We start from the raw sequence: 20914 nt of genomic DNA on the forward strand, positions 1-20914 counted from the left end.
GACCTTCTCGTGGAGGCGATGGACCTGGACAGGCAAGTTGCAGGCCAGTTTCAGCGCGGGTACGCCGCCGGCATGGCACATCGATTGCGTCTGTCGGACACACGCTGGAGACCGGACCCATGCCCTCGAAGACCCCCTCGACGACCGCTCGCACCACGCTGACGCTCAGCAGCAAGAACTACTCGTCCTGGTCCCTGCGCGGCTGGCTGATGTGCCGCTTCGCCGGCCTGCCCTTCGACGAGGTCATGCTCTCGCCCGACGACCCGGACGCCAAGGCCGAGATGCTGCTGCTGGCCCCGTCCATGCTGGTGCCCTGCCTGCGCCATGAGGGCGCGACCGTCTGGGACACGCTGGCCATCGGCGAGTACCTGCACGAGGTCTGCCCGGACGCCGGCCTGCTGCCGGCCGACCGCCTAGCGCGGGCCCGTTGCCGCGCCATCAGTGGCGAGATGCATTCGGGCTTTTCCTCGCTGCGATCGGCCTTGCCGATGAACCTCAAGGGCCGCTTCCCCGGCTACAAGGTCTGGAGCCGCGCGGCGACCGACATCGAGCGCGTGCTGCAGATCTGGCGCGACAGCCTCGCCGCACACGGTGGCCCCTACCTGTTCGGCGCGACGCCGACCCTGGCCGACGCGATGTACGCCCCGGTCGTCACGCGGCTGCAGACCTACGACGTCCAGATCACCGATCCGGCCTGCGCGGCCTACGCCCGGACCGTCCTGGCGCTGCCCGAGATGCAGGAATGGACCGCCGCCGCGCGGGCCGAGCCCGAGGCGATCGACGAGCTGGAAGTGGAGTTCTGAGCCCGCGCGTCAGCCTCGTCGCGGTGCCACCCCGCCCCACCCGGGTGCGGCGTGCGCCACGACGAGCGGCGGCGGCGACATGCGCACGCATCCTCCGGGCGGACCGCCCGATGTGGCCGCAAGCGCCTTGCCGAAACTGGATTGTTCGGGCCCGCCATGCGTGGACCAATCCGTTCACACCCGCCGGCACTCGCTCGTCGGCGGCAACCTGAAACGGAGAACACCGTGTCCAGTCCATCCAAGACGCTCGACGACGAAGACCTCAAGGTGCTGCACAGCATGGGCTACGCCCAGGAGCTGGCGCGCAACATGAAGGGCTTCCAGAACTTCGCGATCTCGTTCTCGATCATCTGCATCCTGTCGGGTGGCATCAACTCGCTGGGCCAGGGCATCGGCGGCCTGGGCGGCGGTGCCATCGGCATCGGCTGGATCATCGGCTGCGCCGTCACGCTGATCTTCGCGCTGGGCATGGCGCAGATCGGCTCGGCCTACCCGACCGCCGGCGGGCTCTACCACTGGGGCTCGATCCTGGGCGGACGCGGCTACGGCTGGCTGACCGCCTGGCTCAACCTGCTGGGCCTGGTGACGGTGCTGGGCGCCATCAACGTGGGCACCTACAACTACTTCATCGGCGCCTTCGGACCGACGCTCGGGCTGGAGACCAGCTTCGGCCTGCAGGCCGCCTTCGTCATCGGCATCACGGTGCTGCAGTCGGTGATCAACCACGTCGGCATCCGCGCCACGGCCAAGCTGACCGACCTGTCGGGCTACCTGATCTTCGCGGTCGCGGTCGGCCTGACCGTCTCGCTGCTGGCCTACGCACCGAGCTGGGACTTCTCGCGCCTGGTCACCTTCAAGAACTACAGCGGACCGGCCGGCGGCGACGTCTGGCCGGCCACCGACAGCATGCTGTTGCTGTTCGGACTGGGCCTGCTGCTGCCGATCTACACCATCACGGGCTTCGACGCCTCGGCGCACACCGCCGAGGAAACGCAGAACGCGGCCCGGGCCGTGCCGCGCGGCATCATCAATTCGGTGATCTGGTCCTCGCTGTTCGGCTGGCTGATGCTGAGCGCCTTCGTGCTCGCCATCCCCGACATGGACAAGGCGGCGGCCAGTGGCTGGGGCGTGTTCTTCCACGTGCTCGACGCCGTCCTGCCCGGCCCGCTCAAGCAGCTGCTGTACGTGCTGATCCTGGTCTGCCAGCTGATCTGCGGCCTGGCCACGGTGACCTCGGCCTCGCGCATGATCTACGCCTTCGCCCGCGACGGCGGCCTGCCGGCCTCGGCCCGGCTCAAGACGGTGCACGCGACCTTCCGCACCCCGGTGGCGGCGATCTGGACCGCGGCGGTGATCTCGATCGCCTTCACGCTCTACACGCCGGCCTACGCCACCATCGTGTCGGTCACGGTGATCTTCATCTTCCTGTCCTACGGCCTGCCGGTGATCGCCGGGCTGTTCGCCATCGGCAAGACCTGGACCACCATGGGCCCCTGGGACATGGGCGCGACCGCCTACCGCGCGGTCGGCGTGCTGGCCATCGTCGCGATCGCGGCGATCTTCTACCTCGGCGTGCAGCCGCCCAACGATGCGGCGCTATGGATCACCGGCATGTTCCTGGCCATCACCGCCGTGGTCTGGTTCGGCTTCGAGCGCCGACGCTTCCAGGGTCCGCCGGTGGGCGAGGAGGTGCTGCGTCGCCAGGCCGAGATCGCCGCCGCCGAGCGCGCGCTGCAGGTCACCGACTGAGGCGGCCGACGAAGCGGGCCGGCGGCGCCCCGGACAGCCGCCGCGCCAGGCGGCTCATCCGGCGTGGCGCGGCTCGGCTCAGGCCGCCTTGAGCGCCCAGCCCTGCGGCGCCGGGATCTCGCAGACCGGGTCGACGTCGACGGTGGCGAAGTCGGCCGGGCCGACGATCTCCAGGTACTCCATGTCGGGCGAGTAGTCGAACAGGTAGTGCCGCACGCCCGGGCGCTGGTGCACGCAGTCGCCGGCGCTGACCAGCGTCTCCCGGTCCTCGTACATGAAGCGGGCCCAGCCGCGCAGCATGATCACGATGTGGAAGTCGGCCTCGTGGCGGTGCCAGCCGGTGCCCTTCTCGGGTGCGTTGTGCGCCACCACGAGCTGCGCCAGCACCTTGCCGCCGGTGGCAGCGGCGACGCCGAGGTCGCGGTAGAGGAAGAAGTCGCGCAGGCCGTCGCCGCGGAACGTCGTGTCCATCGGCTTGACGTGGGAAAACAGCGTGTCGCCGGTCGATTCGGGGACCTTGTCGAGCATGGGAGCCTCCTGTGGCTGGGCAGAGGTTGAGGGATGCTGCACTGCGACATGCAGGTTCCATTCCGGCGGCACGCTTGCATCCGGACACGCCCTTGAAACAGGCCGCTGACACCTCGGACGCGGGCATGAACGTGGCCTGTACCGCCGTCACGACCGGCAACACTCCTTCGCCGCCGTTGCAAGTCCCAGCCCCCAGGTGGGGCCGTGACACGCCACGATCGGGCCTCGAACGCGAAAAACCTCACACAAATCGCCACCCCGTCGCCGCACGGGCCACGCGGTGCGAGGACCACGGACCGACCCGGAGGGAAGCTGATGAACGCCTTGATCCTGAGCCACCAGAAGACCCTGCTGCCGCTGCTGCAGGACGCCCTGAACCCGATGTCCGCGATGGCTCGGGTGCGCCGCAGCGGCGCGGCCCCGCTGGACGCCGGGGAGCAGGCGCGCCAGCAACCGCCCGACCTGATCTTTGTCGACCTGGCCTGGTGCGGGATCTCGGCGGCGCCGGCGCTGATGCGCGAGCTGCGCCGGACCGTCCAGCGCGCCCCGCTGGTGCTGCTGGTGGACCGGCCCGAGGAGGTCACGCTGGCCCAGCTGGCCCGGGTCCACGCCGACCTCTACATCGGCAAGTCGGCCGCACCGCGGGTGATGCGGCGATCGCTGCAGCGCTGGTTCACGCCCACCGGCGACCTGGTCGAGCCGCCCTGCCCGCGCTCGGTCGCCGACAGCATCCCGGTGCCGGACCTGCCGACGATCGAGCAGCTGCTGCCGGCGCTGGCCCGCAGCGCGGCGGCGAGCGTCAGCCACGCGACACATTGATCGGCCGGGCACGGCGATCATCCCGGTCCCCTGCTCCCTGGGAGACCGCCTTGAGACACCCACGCCCTGCCCGCGCCGGCCCGTCCGGCGCGGCCCGCTGAGATGGGCCGCCTGCACCTGGTCCGGCACGGCCAGGCCAGCTTCGGCGCCGACGACTACGACCGCCTCAGCCCGCTCGGCTGGCAGCAGTGCCGCCGCCTCGGCGCCTGGTGGCGTGCGCGCGGCCTGCGCTTCGATGCGGTGCTGTGCGGCACGCTGCGGCGCCAGCGCGAGTCGCTCGCGGCCATCGCCGAGGGGCTGGATCAGCCACTCGACGCGCTGCCGGTCGAACACCGGCCAGGGCTGGACGAATACGACAGCGACGCGCTGATCGCCGCGCTGCTGGCGGCCCACGCCGCCGAAGGCCGGCCGGTGACGCCGCCGCCGCTGGACACGCCGGAGGGCTACCGCCAGCATTTCCGGCTGCTGCGCGAGGCCCTGCAGCGCTGGTTCGACGGCACGCTGGCAGCGCCCGGCCTGATGCCGCATGCGCAGTGGCGCGCCGGCATCCTCGCGGCGCTGGACCATGTGCAGCAGGCCCATGCCGGCGGCGAGGTGCTGCTGGTCAGCAGCGGCGGGCCGATCGCGACAGCGGTCGGCCACGTGCTGGGCGTGCCGGCGGCCGGCGTGATCGAGCTGAACCTGCGCATCCGCAACAGCGCCGTCAGCGAGCTGGCGACACACCCGCGCGGCCACCGGCTGCTGGCCTTCAACGGCGTGGCCCACCTGGACGACCCGACCGATCCGGCACTGGCCGGGGCGATCACCTACGCCTGAGCCCGCCTCCGAGCCCACTGCCGCTGCCTCAGCCCCTGCCTCAGCCCCTGCCTCAGCCCCTGCCTCAGCCCCTGCCTCAGCCCCGGACCAGCGGCTCGGTCGCCGCGAGCGCCGCTGCCGACGCCTCGGGCGGCACCTCCAGCAGGCGCAGCAGCAGCGCCGCCAGCGGCTCGGGCCGGTGCAGCAGGTGGCCCTGGGCCCAGGTCACGCCCAGGCAGCGCAGCTCATCGAGCGTGGCCGGGTGCTCGACGAACTCGGCCACGGTCGGCACGCCGATCACGCTGGCGACGTCGCAGAAGCTGCGCACGGCGGCCAGGTCCAGCGGGTCGGTGCCCAGGCCGCGGATGAACTGGCCGTCGATCTTGAGGAAGTCCACCGGCAACGACTTCAGGTAGCCGAAGGACGAGGCCCCGGCGCCGAAGTCGTCCAGCGCGACCCGCACGCCGCGCTGGCGCAGCTCGGTCACGAAGGCCGCCGCGTCGTGCGGTCGGGTGATCGCGGCGGTCTCGGTGATCTCCAGGCAGAGGTGGCGGGCCAGCGCCGGATCGGCGTCGACCAGCTCCAGCGCGAGGCGGTGGAAGGCCCGGTCGCTGACCGACTGGCCCGACACGTTCACCGCCAGCAGGTCGTCGGCCTGCAGCCAGGGTCGCAGCCGGCCCAGCAGCGCCAGCACGCGGCGCAGCACCCAGCGGTCGATCCGGCCGGCGCGGTGGAAACGCTCGGCCGCGGGCAGGAAGGCACCCGGCGCGATCAGGCCGCCACGGCCATCGGCCATGCGCAGCAGCACCTCGGCATGCAGTGGGGCTCGCCCGGGCGGCGCCGCGTCGTCGTCGCCCTCGCGCCCGCCCACCGGCACGATGCGCTGGGCATGCAGCACCAGCGTGTGCTCGGGCAGCGCGTGGTCCTCCAGCGCGGCGTCGATGCGGGCGGCCCACTGGGCCTCGCCGCGCAGGGTCTGCAGGTGCTGCTCGTGGTCGTCGGACATGTGGACCCGGTTGCGGCCGGCGGCCTTGGCGCTCATGCAGGCGCTGTCGGCCGCCTGCATCAGGCCGGCGGTGTCGCGCCAGCGCGCGTCCAGCCCAACCAGGCCGATGCTCGCGCCGATGCGGAAGCGGCGCTCGCCGTGCACGAAGCGGAACTCGTCCATCTGGTCGCAGACCTGCTGGGCCAGCCGCTGGGCCTGGTCGGGCGGGCAGTGTTCGAGGATGACCGCGAACTCGTCGCCACCGAGCCGCGCCAGCGTGTCGCGGCCGCGCACGGTGCGTTGCAGCAGGCCGGCAACCTGGCGCAGCAGCTGGTCGCCGGCGGCATGGCCGGAGCTGTCGTTGACGAGCTTGAACTCGTCCAGGTCGATGAACATCAGCGCATGCTGGCAGCCGGTGTCGTGGCACTGGCCCAGCGCGCGCTGCAGGCGCTCCTCGAACTCGCTGCGGTTGACCAGGCCGGTCAACGCATCGTGGGTGGCGCGGTAGTTCATCTCGCTGGCCATGCGGCGCTGCGCGGTGACGTCGCGGAAGACCAGCACCACGCCGATCAGCCGGCCGTCGATGCCACGCATCGGCGAGGCCGCATGCTCGACGCCGAACTCGTGCCCGTCCTGCGCCAGCAGCAGCCCGTGCGGCACCAGCGGCACGGCGCGGCCATCGGCCAGGCACTGCAGCACGGGGTTGTCCAGCGCGGCGCGGCTGCGTTCGTGGACGAGCTGGAAGACCCGTTCGACCGGCTGGCCCAGCGCCTGCACGCGCGACCAGCCGGTCAGCGATTCGGCCACCGGGTTGAGGTCGTCGATGCGGCCCAACGCGTCGGTCGTGATGACCGCGTCGGCGATGGCGTGCAGGGCCACATGCAGGCGCTCATGCTCGGCCTCCAGGCCGCGCGCCAGGCGCAGGCGCTCGGTGACGTCCTCGACCACCGCCATCGAGCGCAGCGGGCGGCCCTCGGCATCGCGTTCGAGCACGCTGGACAGCCGCACGTCGATCACGCTGCCGTCGCGCCGCACCATCTGGTAGGCGACATCCCGGTTGCGTCCTTCGCGGAAGAAGGCCGGCAGCACCTGTTCGAGCGCATGGCGGCGCGAGGCCGGCGTCATGAAGTCGACCGAGCGGCGGCCGATCACCTCGTCGCGCCGGTAGCCGAGGTGCTCCAGCCAGGCGTCGCTGACGCTCAGCAGCCGGCCCTCGCCGTCGATCGACTGCAGCATCGCCGGGGTGCGGTCGTAGAGCGCGCGGAACTGGGCCTCGCGGTCGGCCAGCGCGCGCTGCAGGCGCAGCCGGTCGCCGATGTCGCGCGCCAGCTTGGACACGCCGACGATGCGGCCGGCCGCGTCGCGGATCGGGCTGAGCGTGACGGCCACGTGCAGGTACCGGCCATCGGCATGGCGACGCTCGGTCTCATGGCCCCGCACCGCCTCGCCGGCCCGCACGCGGGCCAGCAGGTCGTTCTCCTCGTCGATGCGCTCGGGCGGCACCAGCATCAGGATGGAGCGGCCGAGCACCTCGTCGGCGGCATGGCCGAACAAGGCGGTGGCCGCGGCGTTCCAGCTGGTGATGGTGCCGGTCAGCGTCTTGGAGACGATCGCGTCGGCCGATGACTCGACCACCGCCGCCAGCCGCGCCAGCGCCTCGCGGCCGCGCACCTCGTCGGTAATGTCGCGGCCGACCGAATGCAGCCATTCGACGCGGCCGTCCGGCGCACGCAGCGCGCGGTTGGTCCACGAGACCCAGCGCACCTCGCCGTCGTGCTGGACGATGCGGTTCTCGCTGCGCTCGGTGCGGCCGTCGGCCAGCACGGCGGCGAGCCGCTCGCGCACCGTCGCGCGATCCTGCGGCGGCACCTGGTCGAGCAGGCAGTGGCCGACCAGCGCCTCGCGCGGCAGGCCGTAGAGCGCCGCATAGGACGGGTTGACGTAGCCGCGCACCAGGTCACCGGGCCGCGCCAGCGAGATCGCCTCGGCCTGGTCCTCCACGATCGCGCGCCAGCGCGCCAGCTCGACCGGATCGGTCGTCTCGGCGGACAGGTCGAAGGACGGGCGGAAGACGGGTGGCACGGCGGCAGCGGCGAGGGGTCGGTCCGGCCGATCGGCGCGGGCGGAAAGGAATGTAGTCAGCCGGCAGGCCCTTGGCGCGGCAGGCCGTTGAATCGTTTGCAAGCCGACACAATTCCACGGTCTTCCAAGGCCCTCATCACCGTTCCCCGCCCGGCCGCGTGCTGGCCGGCCCGCCACCGCCCCGTCGACGCGGTGCCGTGGTGACCAGGGCCGTGACGGGCCGCCTACGATCGTCGCCATGAACCCTCCGAACCTTCGTTACCTGATCGGCGTGGACGGCGGCGGCACCGCCACGCGGGCCCGCCTGCACGCTGCCGACGGCCGCCTGCTGGGCGACGGCGCGGCCGGTCCCTCGGCGCTGGGCCAGGGCGTCGCGCAGGCCTGGCGCCACATCGGCGAGGCGGTCGACGCCGCCTTCTCGGCCGCCGGCCTGGTGTCCGCGCCGATCGGCGACTGCGCGCTCGGCCTGGGCCTGTCGGGCGCGGAGAACCCCGGCTGGGTCGCGGACTTCCACGCCGCCAACCCGGGCTGGGCACGCGTCGCGCTGGCCAGCGACGGCGCGGCGGCGGTGCTGGGCGCGCATGCCGGCGGTGCGGGCGCGCTGCTGGCGCTGGGCACCGGCAGCATCGGCGTGGCCCGTCATGCCGACGGCTCGCACCAGATGGTCAGCGGTTGGGGCTGGCAGATCGGTGACGAGGCCGGCGGGGCCTGGTTCGGCCAGCAGGCGGTCCGGCTGGCGCAGCGCGCGATGGACGGCCGGGCGCCGGCGGGCGCGCTGGCGCAGGCGGTCTGGCAGCACGGCGGCGCGAGCCGGGCCGAGCTGCTCGACTGGTGCGCCGCCGCCGGCCAGGGCGGCTACGCGGCGCTGGCACCGCTGGTGCTGGACCACGAGGCGATCGATCCGGCCGCCGCCGCACTGGTCGCCCAGGCCGTCGACGACGCCCGCGCCATCGTGCGGGCGATGGACCCGGACGGCGTGCTGGCGCTGGCCATCACCGGCAGCCTCGGCCGCCAGCTGGCCGCGCGCATCGTCGCCGGCCTGCCGCACCGCCAGGTCGATCCGGCCGGCGATGCCTGCGACGGCGCGCTGCACCTGATCCGCCAGGCGCTGCGGGGGGAGGTCCGATGAACACGGCGACGAAGCCCGCGCCGAACACGCGCAGCGGTCGCCTTGACGGCGACATCCTGACCCCCACCGGGCTCCTGCGCGGCACGATCACCTGGCGCGACGGCCGCATCGCGTCGCTCGCCGGCCAGCCGGTCGATGCACCCGGCGGCGACGCGCCGCTGCTGCTGCCCGGCTTCATCGACCTGCACGTGCACGGCGGCGGCGGCCATGACGTGATGGACGGCGCGGAGCATCCGGAGGCCGCCGCCGAGGTCGCGCGCTGCCACGTCCGCCACGGCACCACCGCGATGCTGGCCACGACGATGACCGCGCCGATGGACGAGATCCGCGCCGCGCTGGTCGCGCTCGCGCCGCACGTGCGCCAGCGCCCGGCCGGCAGCGCCCGCATCCTGGGGGTCCACCTGGAAGGCCCGTACATCAACCCCGGCCGGCTCGGCGCACAACCCGCCTTCGCCCGCGCGCTGACGCTGGCCGAGGTGCACGAGCTGCACGCGCTGGCCCCGCTGGTGACGATCACGCTGGCGCCGGAGGTCGACGGCCACCTGGACCTGATCGCCGCGCTGCGCGAGGCCGGCCACCGCGTCCAGCTCGGCCACAGCAACGCCCGCTACGAGGACGGCGTGGCCGCGCTGCGCTGCGGTGCGGTCAGCTTCACGCACCTGTTCAACGCGATGAGCGCGCTGCACCACCGCGAGCCCGGCCTGGTCGGTGCGGCCCTGGCGCATGCCCGCTATGCCGAGATCATCCCGGACCTGCTGCACGTCCACCCCGGCGCGATCCATGCGGCGCGGCGTGCCATCCCCGGCCTGTACTGCGTCAGCGACGCCACCGCCGCCACCGGCATGCCGGACGGCGACTACCGGCTCGGCCGCCACACCGTGCGCAAGTGCGAAGGCGGCGTGCGGCTGGCCGACGGCACGCTGGCCGGCAGCGCGCTGACGCTGGACCAGGCGCTGCGCAACCTCGTCGCCATCGGCCTGCCGCTGGCCGAGGCCTCGATGCGCGTCTCGACCCACGCGGCCGACCTGATCGGCCGGCCCGACCTGGGCCGGCTGGCCGTCGGCGCCTGCGCCGACCTGGTCGTGCTCGACCCCCGGCACCTGACGATCCAGCAGGTGCTGGTCGATGGCGCCCCACCTTGAACGACCGGGGCCGCGACAGCCTGACGCAAGGCGGGTGATCCTCGCTAGGGTATCTCTGAGATTTTTCTTCAGGGCGCGTGCCTCTAGCATCGGGCTTCATGCTCGACGGCCCCTTGTCCAGGACATACCCGGACACGAAGACCGCACATCGACCCCAGGATCGATCCACAGGAGACCCGCCATGACCCAAAGTGCACAACCCCGCCGCCGCTTCCTCCGCAACGCATCGGCCTCGGCCCTCGGCGCCGGCGCCCTGGCCGCGCCGATGGTGTCGCGCGCGCAGACCACCACGCTGCGCTTCCAGAGCACCTGGCCGGCCAAGGACATCTTCCATGAGTACGCAAACGACTTCGCCAAGAAGGTGAACGACATGGCCGGTGGCCGCCTCAAGATCGAGGTGCTGCCCTCGGGCTCGGTCGTGCCGGCCTTCCAACTGCTCGACGCGGTCAACAAGGGCACGCTCGACGGCGGCCACGGCGTCGTCGCCTATCACTACGGCAAGCAGTCGGCGCTGGCGCTGTGGGGCTCGGGCCCTGCCTTCGGCATGGACCCGAACATGGTGCTCGCCTGGCACAACTACGGCGGCGGCAAGGCGCTGCTCGAAGAGATCTACAAGTCCATCAACATGGACGTGATCTCCTACCTGTACGGCCCGATGCCCACGCAGCCGCTGGGCTGGTTCAAGAAGCCGGTGGCCAAGGTGGCCGACATGAAGGGCCTGAAGTTCCGCACCGTCGGCCTGGCGGTCGACGTGTTCACCGAGCTCGGCACCGCCGTCAACCCGCTGCCCGGCGGCGAGATCGTGCCGGCGCTGGACCGTGGCCTGATCGACGCGGCCGAGTTCAACAACGCCACGTCCGACCGCATCCTCGGCTTCCCCGACGTCACCAAGAACTGCATGCTGCAGAGCTTCCACCAGAGCGGCGAGCAGTTCGAGATCCTGTTCAACAAAGGCAAGTACGAGGGCCTGCCGGCCGAGCTGCGCGCCATCATCGACTACGCCGTGCAGGCCTCCAGCGCCGACATGAGCTGGAAGGCGATCCAGCGCAACTCGCAGGACTACCTCGAACTGAAGAAGTCCGGCATCAAGTTCTACAAGACGCCCGACGCCATCCTCAAGGCCCAGCTCGACGCCTGGGACAAGGTGATCGAGAAGAAGGGTGCCGAGAACCCGCTGTTCAAGAAGGTGCTGGAAAGCCAGAAGACCTTCGCACAGCGCGCCGGCCAATGGCAGAACGACTACATGGTCGACTTCAAGATGGCCTGGAACCGCTACTTCGGCGCCAAGAAGGCCTGAGGTCCGCGCGGCATCCGTGCCGCAGGACCCTGAACTGAAAGAGATGCAATCGCCTGCCCCGTGCAGGCGATTGCCTGTGAGCCCCGACCGACGGGGCCGATTACCGAGGGGTGTCACGCATGCAAAGCCTGCTGCTGCTGGTCGACCGGATGTCGACCTGGCTGGGCCAGCTGTTCGCCTGGTCCATCGTCGCGCTGACCGGGCTGATCACGTGGGAGGTGTTCTCCCGCTACGCCTTCAACCAGCCACACGCCTGGGCGCTCGATGCCCAGATCATGCTGTACGGCACGCTGTTCATGATGGGCGGTGCCTACACGCTGGCCAAGAACAACCACGTGCGCGGCGACGTGCTCTACGGCTTCTTCGAGCCGCGCACGCAGGCCACGGTGGACCTGGTGCTCTATGTGCTGTTCTTCCTGCCGGGCATCTTCGCGCTGACCTGGGCGGGCTGGAACTTTGCCCACGAGTCGCTGGCGATCCGCGAGCAGACCTTCTCGGCCGAGCCGCTGCCGCTCTACCCCTTCAAGTTCATCATCCCGCTGGCCGGCGCAATGCTGCTGCTGCAGGGCATCGTCGAGATCGTGCGCTGCGTGCGCTGCATCCGCGACGGTGAGTGGCCCTCGCGCGAGCAGGACGTCGAGGAAGTCGACGTCGACAAGCTCAAGCAGATGGTGCAGGTGAAGGACGAGGACATCGCCGCCCTGGACAAGTACATCAAGCCTCCGAAGGACGCGTCATGAAGATCCGCAAGGAGCTTTGGTTCGGCTTCATCCTGATGGGGCTGATCATCCTGGGCGCGCTGACCATGCTGGTCAGCGCCGACAAGGTCACCAACGGCCACATCGGCCTGCTGATGCTCTCGCTGGTGGTCGTGGCCATCATGCTGGGCTTCCCCACGGCGTTCACGCTGATGGGCATGGGCATGATCTTCACGTGGATCGCCTACGAGCGCGACACCGACAAGACCCTCACGCTGATGGTGCAGAGCGCCTTCAAGGTGATGGGCAACGACGTGCTCATCTCGATCCCCTTGTTCGTGTTCATGGGCTATCTCGTCGAACGGGCCAACCTGATCGACAAGCTGTTCCGCAGCCTGCACCTGGCGCTGGCGCGGGTGCCGGGATCGCTGGCGGTGGCCACGCTGTTCACCTGCGCGGTGTTCGCCACCGCCACCGGCATCGTCGGCGCGGTGGTCACGCTGATGGGCCTGCTGGCGCTGCCGCAGATGCTGCGTGCGGGCTACGACGTGCGGCTGTCGGCCGGCGCGATCACGGCCGGCGGCTGCCTGGGCATCCTGATCCCGCCCAGCGTCATGCTGATCGTGTACGGCGCGACCGCCGGGGTGTCGGTGGTGCAGCTCTACGCCGGGGCCTTCTTCCCCGGGATCATGCTGGCGGGCCTGTACATCGTCTACGTGATCATCATCGCCAAGCTCAAGCCCCACCTGGCACCGCCGCTGACGGCCGAGCAGCGCTTCGTGCCGCTGCCGCCGCTGACGCAGCGGGTCTCGGACGGCATCTCCAACACGGCGCTGCCGGCCTTGGTGAAGGCGCTCAAGGGCGAACGCAACGTCGACGTGCCGAGCAGCTACCTGCTGCGCCAGCTCGGCGTCACGCTGCTGCCGGCCCTGGTCTTCGCGCTCGTCGCACTGTGGGGCCATGAGGTCTCGACGCGGCCCGCTGCTGCTGCGGTGGAGATCCAGCAGAACGACGGCGGCGTTGCCGCGCCACCGGGATCGGCCGACGAGTCCACGCCGTCCGGTGGCGGGCTGGCCGAGCCGCCGTCCGACGAGGGCGGCCTGAAGGAGCCGCCGGCCGAAGGTGGCGTGCAGGAGCCCCCCGGCGCCGAAGGCGTGCAGGAGCCTCCCGGCAGCGAAGGTGCGGCTTCGGCCGACGCCGCCGCCGCGCCGGCCGCCCAGGGCGTCGCCGAACCGCCGGGCGCCCAGGCAACGCCCGCGACGCCGGCCGAGCCGGTGCCGGCCTCGACCAACTACTGGATCGGGCTGGGCGTGGGCTCGCTCGCGCTGGTCGCGTTCTACGGGATGTTGAGCTTCCAGCGGCTCGAGGTCTTCAAGATGCTGCTGGCCTCGTTCTTCCCGCTGGTCATGCTGATCCTGGCGGTGCTGGGCTCGATCGTGTTCGGCCTGGCCACGCCGACCGAGGCGGCGGCGGTCGGTGCCTTCGGCGGCCTGCTGCTGGCGGCGGCCTACAAGCAGCTGAACTTCGGCGTGGTCAAGGAAAGCGTGTTCCTGACCGCCAAGACCAGCGCGATGGTCTGCTGGCTGTTCGTCGGTTCGGCGATCTTCTCGGCCGCCTTCGCGCTGCTGGGTGGGCAGGAACTGGTCGAGCGCTGGGTGCTGAGCATGAACCTCAGCAAGACCGAATTCCTGCTGCTCAGCCAGGTGATCATCTTCATCCTGGGATGGCCGCTGGAATGGACCGAGATCATCGTGATCTTCATGCCCATCTTCGTGCCGCTGCTGGACAACTTCGGGGTCGACCCGCTGTTCTTCGGGCTGCTGGTCGCGCTGAACCTGCAGACCGCCTTCCTGAGCCCGCCGGTGGCGATGGCGGCGTTCTACCTGAAGGGCGTCAGCCCGCCGCACGTCACGCTCAACCAGATCTTCGCGGGCATGCTGCCCTTCATGGGGATCCAGGTCGTCGCGATCTTCCTGCTCTACATGTTCCCGGAAATCGGCCTGTGGCTGCCGCAGGTGCTGTACGGCCGTTGACCCGCGGCGCTGGCGTCACCGCCGCTGCGGTGGCAGGTAGATCCGGTCCGACCAGGTCGCCAGCCAGGTCGGCCGGAAGGCCACGAAGATGGCCACCAGCATGCCGGTGAGGAAGGCATCGCCCCAGGCGGACAGCCAGCGGGCGATGACGAGCTCACCGGCCTGCAACTCGACCGGCACGCCGTCCACCGCCAGCGCGCCCAGGCCGGCCGCCGTCAGCGCCAGCAGCGACATGCCGAATCCGCGCACCAGGATGTAGACGAACAGGTGGTGCGGCAGCCAGCGCCGCACCGCCGCGCCGAACGCCACCGTCAGACCGGCCGGCACCAGACCCAGCCAGACCAGCCGGTGCAGGGCCTCCCACAGGTCCAGCCCGGCCAGCCAGGCGGTCAGCAGCGCGGTCGGCAGCAGCGCCAGCACGGCCAGCGGCCAGCCGGCCATCAGCACCAGCAGCGGCACGCCCGACATCGGCTGGATCACCGCCGACGCGGCCAGCCGGTCACTGGCCCAGAACAGCGGCAAGGCCAGCCACCAGGCCAGCCAGGGCCACGGCGGTCCTTCGGCGGCGAAGGCGCGCCAGGGCTTGAGGGCCAGCGCCAGGGCGGTGCAGGCCAGCGTGATCAGCAGGTCGGGCATGGCGGGATGCTAGGCAGACCGCACCACCCGGGCATGACGCCGGTCAAGTTGCGCTCGCACGTCGCCGCGAACGGCCCACCGTGGTGCGGTGACCTCATGCCCGCATCGATCCATGCCGTCGACCCGCCGCTCCTGGGCCGCCTGTGGCGCCGGCGCCTCAAACCCCGGAACGGAGCCGATGGACGCTGTCGCATCCGCGCCATAAGGTCACGAGATGAATGCGCCCGCCCCGATCGAGTTCTATTTCGACTTCTCCTCGCCCTACGCCTACATCGCCTCCGAGTGGATCGAGGCGCTGGCCGCGCGGCATGGCCGGCCGGTGCGCTGGCACGCCATCCTGCTGGGCGTGACCTTCCAGGCCGCCGAGCTGAAGAGCCCCGTCTCCTACCCGATCAAGCGCGAGTACGCCTTGCGCGACTTCGCCCGCTCGGCCCGCATGGAGGGCGTGCCCTTCGCGATGCCGACGCCCTTCCCGATCGCCACGCACAACGCCGCGCGGCTGTTCTGGTGGCTCGAGAGCCAGGACCCGCAGCGTGCGGTGGCCTGGGCCCGCTCGGGCCTGCGTGGCTTCTTCGCGCGCGGCGTGAACCTCAACGACATGGCCGCGCTGCAAGGGCTGGCGGCCGAGTCCGGGATCGCGCCGGAGCAGTGCGCCGCGGTCTGCGCCGACCCGGCCTGGAAGGACCGCCTGCGCCGCGAGAACGAGTCCGCCATCGCCGCCGGCGTCTTCGGGGCGCCCTACTTCATCGTCGACGGCGAGCCCTTCTGGGGCAACGACCGCAAGCAGCAGATCGACCGCTGGCTGTCCGGCGACCGCTGAGCCGCCTCACGAGGTCCGGCTGTCGCACGCTGGTGCGGCCGGGCCCCGTCTGCCGCACTTCGGTGCACCGGAGCGGCCGCCAACGCCGCCCGGGTCGATGCCTGGCGCGACACCCGTTCATCGACCGACGTGACGCGTCGCACGAACCGCGTCAGGCCTCGGTGCTTACCCTGACGCCCGTTCGTGCACTGTCACACGGCATCGATTGCGGTTTCGGATTTGCGGCTCGGGGCAGCCAAACGGGCACGTCATCTGCATGGTGTGGACGCCAGGGAGCCACGCACCATGCCCACCATCATCGAAGACCGCCGCATTGCCCTCGTGCATCGCATCCATGCGCTGCTGCTGCACGAGACCGGCGAGGACATCGACATCAACCTGATGCTCGGTCCGGCCGAATATGCCCGTGCCGTCATGAGCCTGTGCCGCGCCAGCGGCAACCCCGAACTCGCCGGCCTGGCCGACGATTTCCTGCACAGCAGCCGCGCCCAGGCCCACCAGGGCCTGCGCCCCGCCAGCCGCTACGCCGCCCAGCTCGCGCAGCAACAATGAGACGCTGAGCCCTGGCCCTCGGGTGCTTGCCGAGGCGCGTCCCGCGGGCCGAGCGCCGGGCCGCCCCAAGCCGGCCCGCACCCCCACGGGGGGTGGTCACGCGTACCCGCGTGACCGGGGGCAGACATTTCACATGTCCTTGCGCAGGTTCGCCGGCGCGATCTTCAGCGCCTCGCGGTACTTCGCCACCGTCCGGCGCGCGACCTGGATGCCCTGCTCTTCCAGCATCGCGCTGAGCTGGCTGTCCGACAGCGGCTTCTTCGGGTCCTCGGCGGCCACGAACTGCTTGATCAGCGCCCGCACCGCCGTGCTCGACGCGTTGCCGCCGGCCTCGGTGTTGAGCGAGCTGCCGAAGAAGTACTTCAGCTCGAAGGTGCCGAAGGGCGTGGCCATGTACTTGGCCGTGGTCACGCGCGAGATGGTCGACTCGTGCAGGCCCAGCTCGTCGGCGATCTCGCGCAGCACCAGCGGCTTCATCGCGATCTCGCCGTGCGTGAAGAAGGCCTTCTGGCGCTCGACGATGGCCTGCGAGACGCGCTGGATGGTGTCGAAGCGCTGGAGGATGTTCTTGACGAACCAGCGCGCCTCCTGGAGCCGCGCCGACAGCGACGCGCCGTTGTCGCCGCCGCCACCGTTGCGCTGGCTGCGATGCTGGCGCAGCACCTGGGCGTACATGTCGTTGATGCGCAGCTTGGGCATGACGTCCGGGTTGAGCACGACCTTCCAGCCGCGACCGGACTTCTGCACGATCACGTCGGGCACGACGATGTTGGCCTCGGCCCGCGTGAAGCGCCGGCCGGGCTTGGGCTCGAGCGTGACGATCAGGCTCTGCGCGTCGCGGATCAGGTCCTCGTCGACGCCCAGCGCGACGGTCAGCTTGCGCACGTCCCGGCGCGCCAGCAGGTCAAGGTGGTCGCGGCAGATGCGGATGGCGGCGTCACGCACCGGCGTGGCGTCGCGCTCGCGCAGTTGCAGCACCAGGCATTCGGGCAGGTCGCGCGCGCCCACGCCGGTCGGCTCCAGGCTCTGCAGCCAGCCGAGCGCGCAGCGCAGCCGGTCGAGCAGGTCCTCGCGCAGCAGGGCCTGCTCGGCCAGCAGAGCCGGATCGACCGGCTCGGCAGCGCCAAACTCGTCGCCCAGGCCGACCATCGCGGCGACCGTGGCCTGGGTCAGCGGCGCGCCGCTGAGGACCTGCACCAGCCGCTCGACGATCTCCTCGAGCCGGTCGGCCAGGTAGCCGTCCTCGTTGAGCGAGTCGATCAGCGACTCGACCAGCATGATGTCCTCGTCGGCCAGGCGCATGCCGCGCAGCTGGGACCGCAGGTGCTCGGCCAGGCTGGGCGCGGCGGTGGAGCGCTCGCTCCAGTCGCTGTCGTCGTCCTCGAGCGCGCCGTTGCGGTTGCCGCTGCTGTCGGACAGGCTGTTGAAGTCCTCGCGGTCGTGGCCGCTGTCCCAGTCGTCGGGCGTGGACTCGGCGGCGCCGAAGTCCAGCTGTTCCATGCCCGCGCCGTCGCCATCGGACGTCGCCGAGGCCGACTCGGCCGGGCTTTCCGCGACCCGCTCGGCGGTGTAGTCGGACGCGCTGGCCGAGCCGCCGTCATCGCCGGGCGCGACCGGCACGCCCTCGTCCGGCAAGGCCATCGGCGTGTCGGCGCCGGCCGCTTCCTCGTCGGCCTCGAGAAAGGGGTTCTGTTCGAGCATCTGCTCGACTTCCTGGTGCAGCTCGAGCGTGGACAGCTGCAGCAGGCGGATCGACTGCTGCAGCTGCGGCGTGAGCGCCAGATGCTGGGAAAGGCGGACCTGCAGGGAGGGTTTCATGGGGGGTCGGCCAGGGGAATCACATCCGGAAATGCTCGCCAAGGTAGACCTTGCGAACGTCCGGGTTCTCGACGATCGCGGCCGGCGTGCCTTCGGCCAGCACGCGGCCCTCGCTGATGATGTAGGCGCGATCGCAGATGCCCAGCGTCTCGCGCACGTTGTGGTCGGTGATCAGCACGCCGATGCCGCGCGCCTTGAGGAAACCGATGATTCGCTGGATCTCGATCACCGCGATCGGATCGACGCCGGCGAAGGGCTCGTCCAGCAGGATGAAGCGAGGCTGGGTGGCCAGCGCGCGCGCGATCTCGACCCGCCGGCGCTCGCCGCCGGACAGCGCCGGGGCCGGGCTGTGGCGCAACCGGGTGATGGACAGGTCGGCCATCAGCGACTCGAGCATCTGGTCGATGTGACCGGCATCGGCGCGCCGCCCGCTGGCGTCCTGCTGCAGTTCGAGCACGGCGCGGATGTTCTCCTCGACCGTCAGGCGCCGGAAGATCGACGCCTCCTGCGGCAGGTAGGACAGCCCGAGCCGGGCGCGCTGGTGGATGGGCTGGCCCTGGACCGGCCGGCCGTCGATGCGGATCTCGCCGGCGTCGGCCCGGACCAGGCCGACCAGCATGTAGAAGCTGGTGGTCTTGCCCGCGCCATTGGGACCCAGCAGGCCAACGACCTCGCCGCTGTCGACCGCGAGGTGAACATCCTTGACGACCTTGCGCGCGCCGTAGGACTTCTGCAGGCCATCGGCCTCAAGGCGGCTGGGGGCGGGCGTCGGGCGGCGATCGGCGTCGAGGGCCGCCGTCAGGCCGGCGCTCAACGCGCGCCTCCGCTGGCAGACGCCGCCGGAGCGGCCGGGCGCGGCGTGACGACGCCCCGCACGCGACCGTTGCCGGTCGCCCCGGTGGCACCGGCCGGCGCGGCGCCGCCCTGGATCTCGAAGGCGTCGCGGCCGTGGTCGTAGACGATGGTCTCGCCGCTGATCTGGTCGGCCAGCGTGCTGCCGCGCAGCAGGCGCACCTGGGCCTGCTGCTGGAAGCGCACGGTCTGGGTGACGGTGTCGTACTCGATGCGCAGGGCCTGGCCGTCGACGGTCTCGTCGACGCCATCGCGCTTCTGGCGGAAGGTGGCGGGCTGCTCGGCGCTGCCGGTGGCGACCGCAACCTGGCCGGTCGGCGTCTCGCGCAACTCGACCAGCGCGGCCTTCAGGACCAGCGTGCCGCGGGTGATCTCGACACCGCCGGAAAGGACCTGCACCTTGCGCTTGCCGTCGATGCGCAGCTGGCCGGCATCGAAGGTGAGCGGCAGGTCACGGTCGGCCCGCTCGGCCTGCACCGGCATCGTCCCGGCGGCCAGCATGGCCAGCACGACCAGTCCGACCCGGGTGACCGGATGGCGGGCGCGCAGGCGGGCGTGCTGGCGGGGGGAGGTGGCTCGAGGCGTCTTCATGGCGGCACAGAAATTGCAGACGATTCTAGCCATACGCCTGTGCCGCCGGGTGGTTTTGATGCATCAATCGACGCGCCCGGCAGCGCCGCGACACGTCGACATGAACGATGCACGGCGCCGCCCGGAGCGCGACGCCGCAGCGGCCCGATCAGCCGCCCTTGCGCACGCGGGCGATCAGCTGGTCGGTCAGCGCCAGGCAGCGCTGGCCACCCTCGGTCTCGGGCGTGCCCTCGCCACCGGCCAGCGAGGGCGAGGTGTAGAAGCGGCCATGGATGCCGATGGCCGGGACGCCGTCGATCTTGTAGGACTCGGACAGCAGCTTGCCCTGGCGCACCTTGGCCTGCATGCCAAAGGAGTTGTACATCTCGACGAACTTGGCCTTGTCGCCGCCGTTCTTCTCGATGAAGTCGATGATCTCCTCGGGCCTGTCCAGACGCTGACGCTGCACGTGGATGGCGTGGAAGATCTTGCGCTGGTAGGTGTCGGTCCAGCCCAGTGCCTCCAGCGTCGCCGACAGGCGCTGCTGCGGCTCGAAGCTGGGGCGGAAGCCGACGTGCACGCGCCGGAAGGCGACGTCGGCGGGCAGCTTCTTGGACCAGGCATCCAGCGCCGGCTCGAAGGCGTTGCAGTGCGGGCAGCCGTACCAGAAGAACTCGACCACCTCGATCTTGCCGGTCGGCGCGGTCACCGGGACCTGCGCGGGCAGCTTCACGTAGTGCTTGCCCTCGACGAACTCCTGCGCCGACGCGGTGCCGGCCCAACCACCCAGCAGCGCCAGCGCGGCGCTGCCCTGCATCCATTCCCGACGATCCATCATCACGTTTTTCCTCGTTGCTTCCAGAACTTCCGTGCCGGCCTCAGCCGACCCCTGAGGTCATCGATTGGCCCGCCACACCGACGCGTCGCTGAAGCCCGCGCTGGCGGCCTGGTCCTTGGCCCGGTCCGCATCCTCGCGGACCTTGAAAGGACCCAGGCGAACCCGGTACATCTTGCCGCCGCCCTGTTCAAACTCGACCACCTTGACGTCGGTGAGTCCGGCCAGGATCAGCTTCGTGCGCTGCTGCTCAGCCTCGGCCGCGCGCGAGTAGGAGGCGATCTGCACCACGTACTCCAACGGGTCGGCACCCTTGCCGGCTGACGGCGCGGTGGTGCCGGCGGCCGGACGCGGGGTCCCGATCACCGCGACAGGAGGCGCCACCGGCGCCGGCGTCGCTGCCCCGCTGCTGCTGGCCGGCGCGACGACCGGCGGCGGGGCGATCACCTGCGGCTGGGCCGGTGCCGGCGCGGGGGCCTGGGCCGGCGCGCCATTGCCGTTCGCGCCGGTCGCGGGCTTGCCCGACAGCGCGGCGTTCGGATTCCAGTTCTCGTTCTTGCGAGCTTCGGCCGCGTCCTGCTCGGCGGTGCGCTGCGGCACCTTGTCGACGAAGGGCACCGGCACCTTGGTGACGTAGAGGGCGACGGCCAGCGACAGGCCCACGCCGATCAGCAGGCCGACGATCAGCCCGAGCGCGAAACCGCCGCGCTGCTGGCTGGGCGCGCCCTTGCGTGCGCCTTGTTGCGGAGATGACATGGTTCAGCTCGATTC

The 20914-nt window shown here is 71.1% G+C and carries 19 protein-coding genes; 11 read left to right on the forward strand and 8 right to left on the reverse strand.

Features of this window, described 5'->3' with window-relative positions:
• Window positions 1-119: 119 nt before the first annotated feature.
• Together Q8X39_RS14180 and Q8X39_RS14185 are read left to right on the forward strand one after the other, a co-directional pair.
• Window positions 120-803, forward strand: coding sequence for a glutathione S-transferase family protein (locus Q8X39_RS14180; RefSeq protein ID WP_305750331.1), 684 nt, complete (start codon window positions 120-122; stop codon window positions 801-803).
• A 225-nt stretch (window positions 804-1028) separates the two neighbouring features.
• Window positions 1029-2552: an amino acid permease gene (locus tag Q8X39_RS14185; protein ID WP_305750332.1), complete on the forward strand. Its 1524-nt coding sequence runs from the start codon at window positions 1029-1031 to the stop codon at window positions 2550-2552.
• A 78-nt stretch (window positions 2553-2630) separates the two neighbouring features.
• Here Q8X39_RS14185 and Q8X39_RS14190 read toward each other — a convergent pair whose 3' ends face one another.
• The gene (locus tag Q8X39_RS14190) at window positions 2631-3080 is read right to left on the reverse strand and encodes a cupin domain-containing protein (RefSeq protein WP_305750333.1); all 450 of its coding nucleotides are present in this window, start codon (window positions 3078-3080) and stop codon (window positions 2631-2633) included.
• A 315-nt stretch (window positions 3081-3395) separates the two neighbouring features.
• Between Q8X39_RS14190 and Q8X39_RS14195 the strand changes: the two genes are divergently transcribed.
• The gene (locus Q8X39_RS14195; RefSeq protein WP_305750334.1) at window positions 3396-3899 is read left to right on the forward strand and encodes a response regulator transcription factor; all 504 of its coding nucleotides are present in this window, start codon (window positions 3396-3398) and stop codon (window positions 3897-3899) included.
• 102 nt (window positions 3900-4001) lie between these two features.
• The gene (locus Q8X39_RS14200) at window positions 4002-4715 is read left to right on the forward strand and encodes a histidine phosphatase family protein (protein WP_305750335.1); all 714 of its coding nucleotides are present in this window, start codon (window positions 4002-4004) and stop codon (window positions 4713-4715) included.
• Window positions 4716-4791: 76 nt separating this feature from the next.
• Here the strand turns inward: Q8X39_RS14200 and Q8X39_RS14205 are convergent, their stop codons facing one another.
• Window positions 4792-7761 (reverse strand): PAS domain S-box protein, encoded by a 2970-nt coding sequence (locus tag Q8X39_RS14205; RefSeq protein WP_305750336.1) that lies wholly within the window; start codon window positions 7759-7761, stop codon window positions 4792-4794.
• A 238-nt stretch (window positions 7762-7999) separates the two neighbouring features.
• Between Q8X39_RS14205 and Q8X39_RS14210 the strand changes: the two genes are divergently transcribed.
• The 5 genes from Q8X39_RS14210 to Q8X39_RS14230 all read left to right on the forward strand — a co-directional run bounded on the left by Q8X39_RS14210 (window position 8000) and on the right by Q8X39_RS14230 (window position 14060).
• Window positions 8000-8890: a glucosamine kinase nucleotide-binding domain-containing protein gene (locus tag Q8X39_RS14210; RefSeq protein ID WP_305750337.1), complete on the forward strand. Its 891-nt coding sequence runs from the start codon at window positions 8000-8002 to the stop codon at window positions 8888-8890.
• Entirely contained in the window at window positions 8887-10032 is a 1146-nt protein-coding gene (nagA, locus tag Q8X39_RS14215; protein ID WP_305750338.1) for an N-acetylglucosamine-6-phosphate deacetylase, read from the forward strand. The genes Q8X39_RS14210 and nagA overlap by 4 nt, the downstream gene beginning before the upstream one ends.
• A 181-nt stretch (window positions 10033-10213) precedes the next feature.
• Window positions 10214-11329 carry a TRAP transporter substrate-binding protein gene (locus Q8X39_RS14220; RefSeq protein ID WP_305750339.1) on the forward strand — a complete coding sequence of 372 codons (1116 nt, stop codon included), beginning with the start codon at window positions 10214-10216 and terminating at the stop codon, window positions 11327-11329.
• Window positions 11330-11448: 119 nt separating this feature from the next.
• Entirely contained in the window at window positions 11449-12069 is a 621-nt protein-coding gene (locus Q8X39_RS14225) for a TRAP transporter small permease subunit (RefSeq protein ID WP_305750340.1), read from the forward strand.
• Window positions 12066-14060 carry a TRAP transporter large permease gene (locus tag Q8X39_RS14230; RefSeq protein ID WP_305750341.1) on the forward strand — a complete coding sequence of 665 codons (1995 nt, stop codon included), beginning with the start codon at window positions 12066-12068 and terminating at the stop codon, window positions 14058-14060. Before Q8X39_RS14225 ends, Q8X39_RS14230 begins: the two co-directional genes overlap by 4 nt.
• A gap of 15 nt (window positions 14061-14075) precedes the next feature.
• Here Q8X39_RS14230 and Q8X39_RS14235 read toward each other — a convergent pair whose 3' ends face one another.
• Window positions 14076-14696 carry a hypothetical protein gene (locus Q8X39_RS14235; RefSeq protein WP_305750342.1) on the reverse strand — a complete coding sequence of 207 codons (621 nt, stop codon included), beginning with the start codon at window positions 14694-14696 and terminating at the stop codon, window positions 14076-14078.
• A 214-nt stretch (window positions 14697-14910) separates the two neighbouring features.
• On the opposite strand from Q8X39_RS14235, the gene Q8X39_RS14240 reads away from it, so the two are divergent.
• Both Q8X39_RS14240 and Q8X39_RS14245 read left to right on the forward strand, forming a co-directional pair.
• Complete coding sequence (locus Q8X39_RS14240) at window positions 14911-15516, forward strand: 2-hydroxychromene-2-carboxylate isomerase (protein ID WP_305750343.1); 606 nt, start codon at window positions 14911-14913, stop codon at window positions 15514-15516.
• Between the two features lie 285 nt (window positions 15517-15801).
• Window positions 15802-16068, forward strand: coding sequence for a hypothetical protein (locus Q8X39_RS14245; protein WP_305750344.1), 267 nt, complete (start codon window positions 15802-15804; stop codon window positions 16066-16068).
• A gap of 129 nt (window positions 16069-16197) precedes the next feature.
• On the opposite strand, the gene rpoN is transcribed toward Q8X39_RS14245, so the two are convergent.
• The 5 genes from rpoN to Q8X39_RS14270 all read right to left on the reverse strand — a co-directional run bounded on the left by rpoN (window position 16198) and on the right by Q8X39_RS14270 (window position 20899).
• Window positions 16198-17886 carry an RNA polymerase factor sigma-54 gene (rpoN, locus tag Q8X39_RS14250; RefSeq protein ID WP_305750345.1) on the reverse strand — a complete coding sequence of 563 codons (1689 nt, stop codon included), beginning with the start codon at window positions 17884-17886 and terminating at the stop codon, window positions 16198-16200.
• Window positions 17887-17905: 19 nt separating this feature from the next.
• A complete protein-coding gene (gene lptB / locus Q8X39_RS14255; protein ID WP_305750346.1) occupies window positions 17906-18700 on the reverse strand; it encodes an LPS export ABC transporter ATP-binding protein in 795 nt (264 codons plus the stop codon).
• Window positions 18697-19329: a lipopolysaccharide transport periplasmic protein LptA gene (gene lptA / locus Q8X39_RS14260; RefSeq protein ID WP_305750347.1), complete on the reverse strand. Its 633-nt coding sequence runs from the start codon at window positions 19327-19329 to the stop codon at window positions 18697-18699. The genes lptB and lptA overlap by 4 nt, the downstream gene beginning before the upstream one ends.
• 148 nt (window positions 19330-19477) lie before the next feature.
• Window positions 19478-20146, reverse strand: a complete 669-nt coding sequence (locus Q8X39_RS14265; protein ID WP_369538108.1) for a thiol:disulfide interchange protein DsbA/DsbL — start codon at window positions 20144-20146, stop codon at window positions 19478-19480.
• Window positions 20147-20203: 57 nt separating this feature from the next.
• The gene (locus Q8X39_RS14270; protein ID WP_305750348.1) at window positions 20204-20899 is read right to left on the reverse strand and encodes an SPOR domain-containing protein; all 696 of its coding nucleotides are present in this window, start codon (window positions 20897-20899) and stop codon (window positions 20204-20206) included.
• Between the last annotated feature and the right edge of the window lie 15 nt (window positions 20900-20914).

It is taken from the genome of Leptothrix discophora (assembly GCF_030705305.1).
GTDB lineage: Bacteria > Pseudomonadota > Gammaproteobacteria > Burkholderiales > Burkholderiaceae_C > Sphaerotilus > Sphaerotilus discophorus.

Excerpts from the sequence above, each read along its gene's own strand:
- Q8X39_RS14225 (WP_305750340.1), top strand. The coding sequence starts at position 11,449 with ATGCAAAGCCTGCTGCTGCTGGTCGACCGGATGTCGACCTGGCTGGGC.
- Q8X39_RS14235 (WP_305750342.1), bottom strand. The coding sequence starts at position 14,696 with ATGCCCGACCTGCTGATCACGCTGGCCTGCACCGCCCTGGCGCTGGCC.
- Q8X39_RS14200 (WP_305750335.1), top strand. The coding sequence starts at position 4,002 with ATGGGCCGCCTGCACCTGGTCCGGCACGGCCAGGCCAGCTTCGGCGCC.
- Q8X39_RS14265 (WP_369538108.1), bottom strand. The coding sequence starts at position 20,146 with ATGATGGATCGTCGGGAATGGATGCAGGGCAGCGCCGCGCTGGCGCTG.
- nagA (WP_305750338.1), top strand. The coding sequence starts at position 8,887 with ATGAACACGGCGACGAAGCCCGCGCCGAACACGCGCAGCGGTCGCCTT.
- Q8X39_RS14270 (WP_305750348.1), bottom strand. The coding sequence starts at position 20,899 with ATGTCATCTCCGCAACAAGGCGCACGCAAGGGCGCGCCCAGCCAGCAG.
- Q8X39_RS14210 (WP_305750337.1), top strand. The coding sequence starts at position 8,000 with ATGAACCCTCCGAACCTTCGTTACCTGATCGGCGTGGACGGCGGCGGC.
- Q8X39_RS14230 (WP_305750341.1), top strand. The coding sequence starts at position 12,066 with ATGAAGATCCGCAAGGAGCTTTGGTTCGGCTTCATCCTGATGGGGCTG.
- Q8X39_RS14240 (WP_305750343.1), top strand. The coding sequence starts at position 14,911 with ATGAATGCGCCCGCCCCGATCGAGTTCTATTTCGACTTCTCCTCGCCC.
- Q8X39_RS14245 (WP_305750344.1), top strand. The coding sequence starts at position 15,802 with ATGCCCACCATCATCGAAGACCGCCGCATTGCCCTCGTGCATCGCATC.
- Q8X39_RS14180 (WP_305750331.1), top strand. The coding sequence starts at position 120 with ATGCCCTCGAAGACCCCCTCGACGACCGCTCGCACCACGCTGACGCTC.
- rpoN (WP_305750345.1), bottom strand. The coding sequence starts at position 17,886 with ATGAAACCCTCCCTGCAGGTCCGCCTTTCCCAGCATCTGGCGCTCACG.
- Q8X39_RS14190 (WP_305750333.1), bottom strand. The coding sequence starts at position 3,080 with ATGCTCGACAAGGTCCCCGAATCGACCGGCGACACGCTGTTTTCCCAC.
- lptA (WP_305750347.1), bottom strand. The coding sequence starts at position 19,329 with ATGAAGACGCCTCGAGCCACCTCCCCCCGCCAGCACGCCCGCCTGCGC.
- Q8X39_RS14195 (WP_305750334.1), top strand. The coding sequence starts at position 3,396 with ATGAACGCCTTGATCCTGAGCCACCAGAAGACCCTGCTGCCGCTGCTG.
- Q8X39_RS14220 (WP_305750339.1), top strand. The coding sequence starts at position 10,214 with ATGACCCAAAGTGCACAACCCCGCCGCCGCTTCCTCCGCAACGCATCG.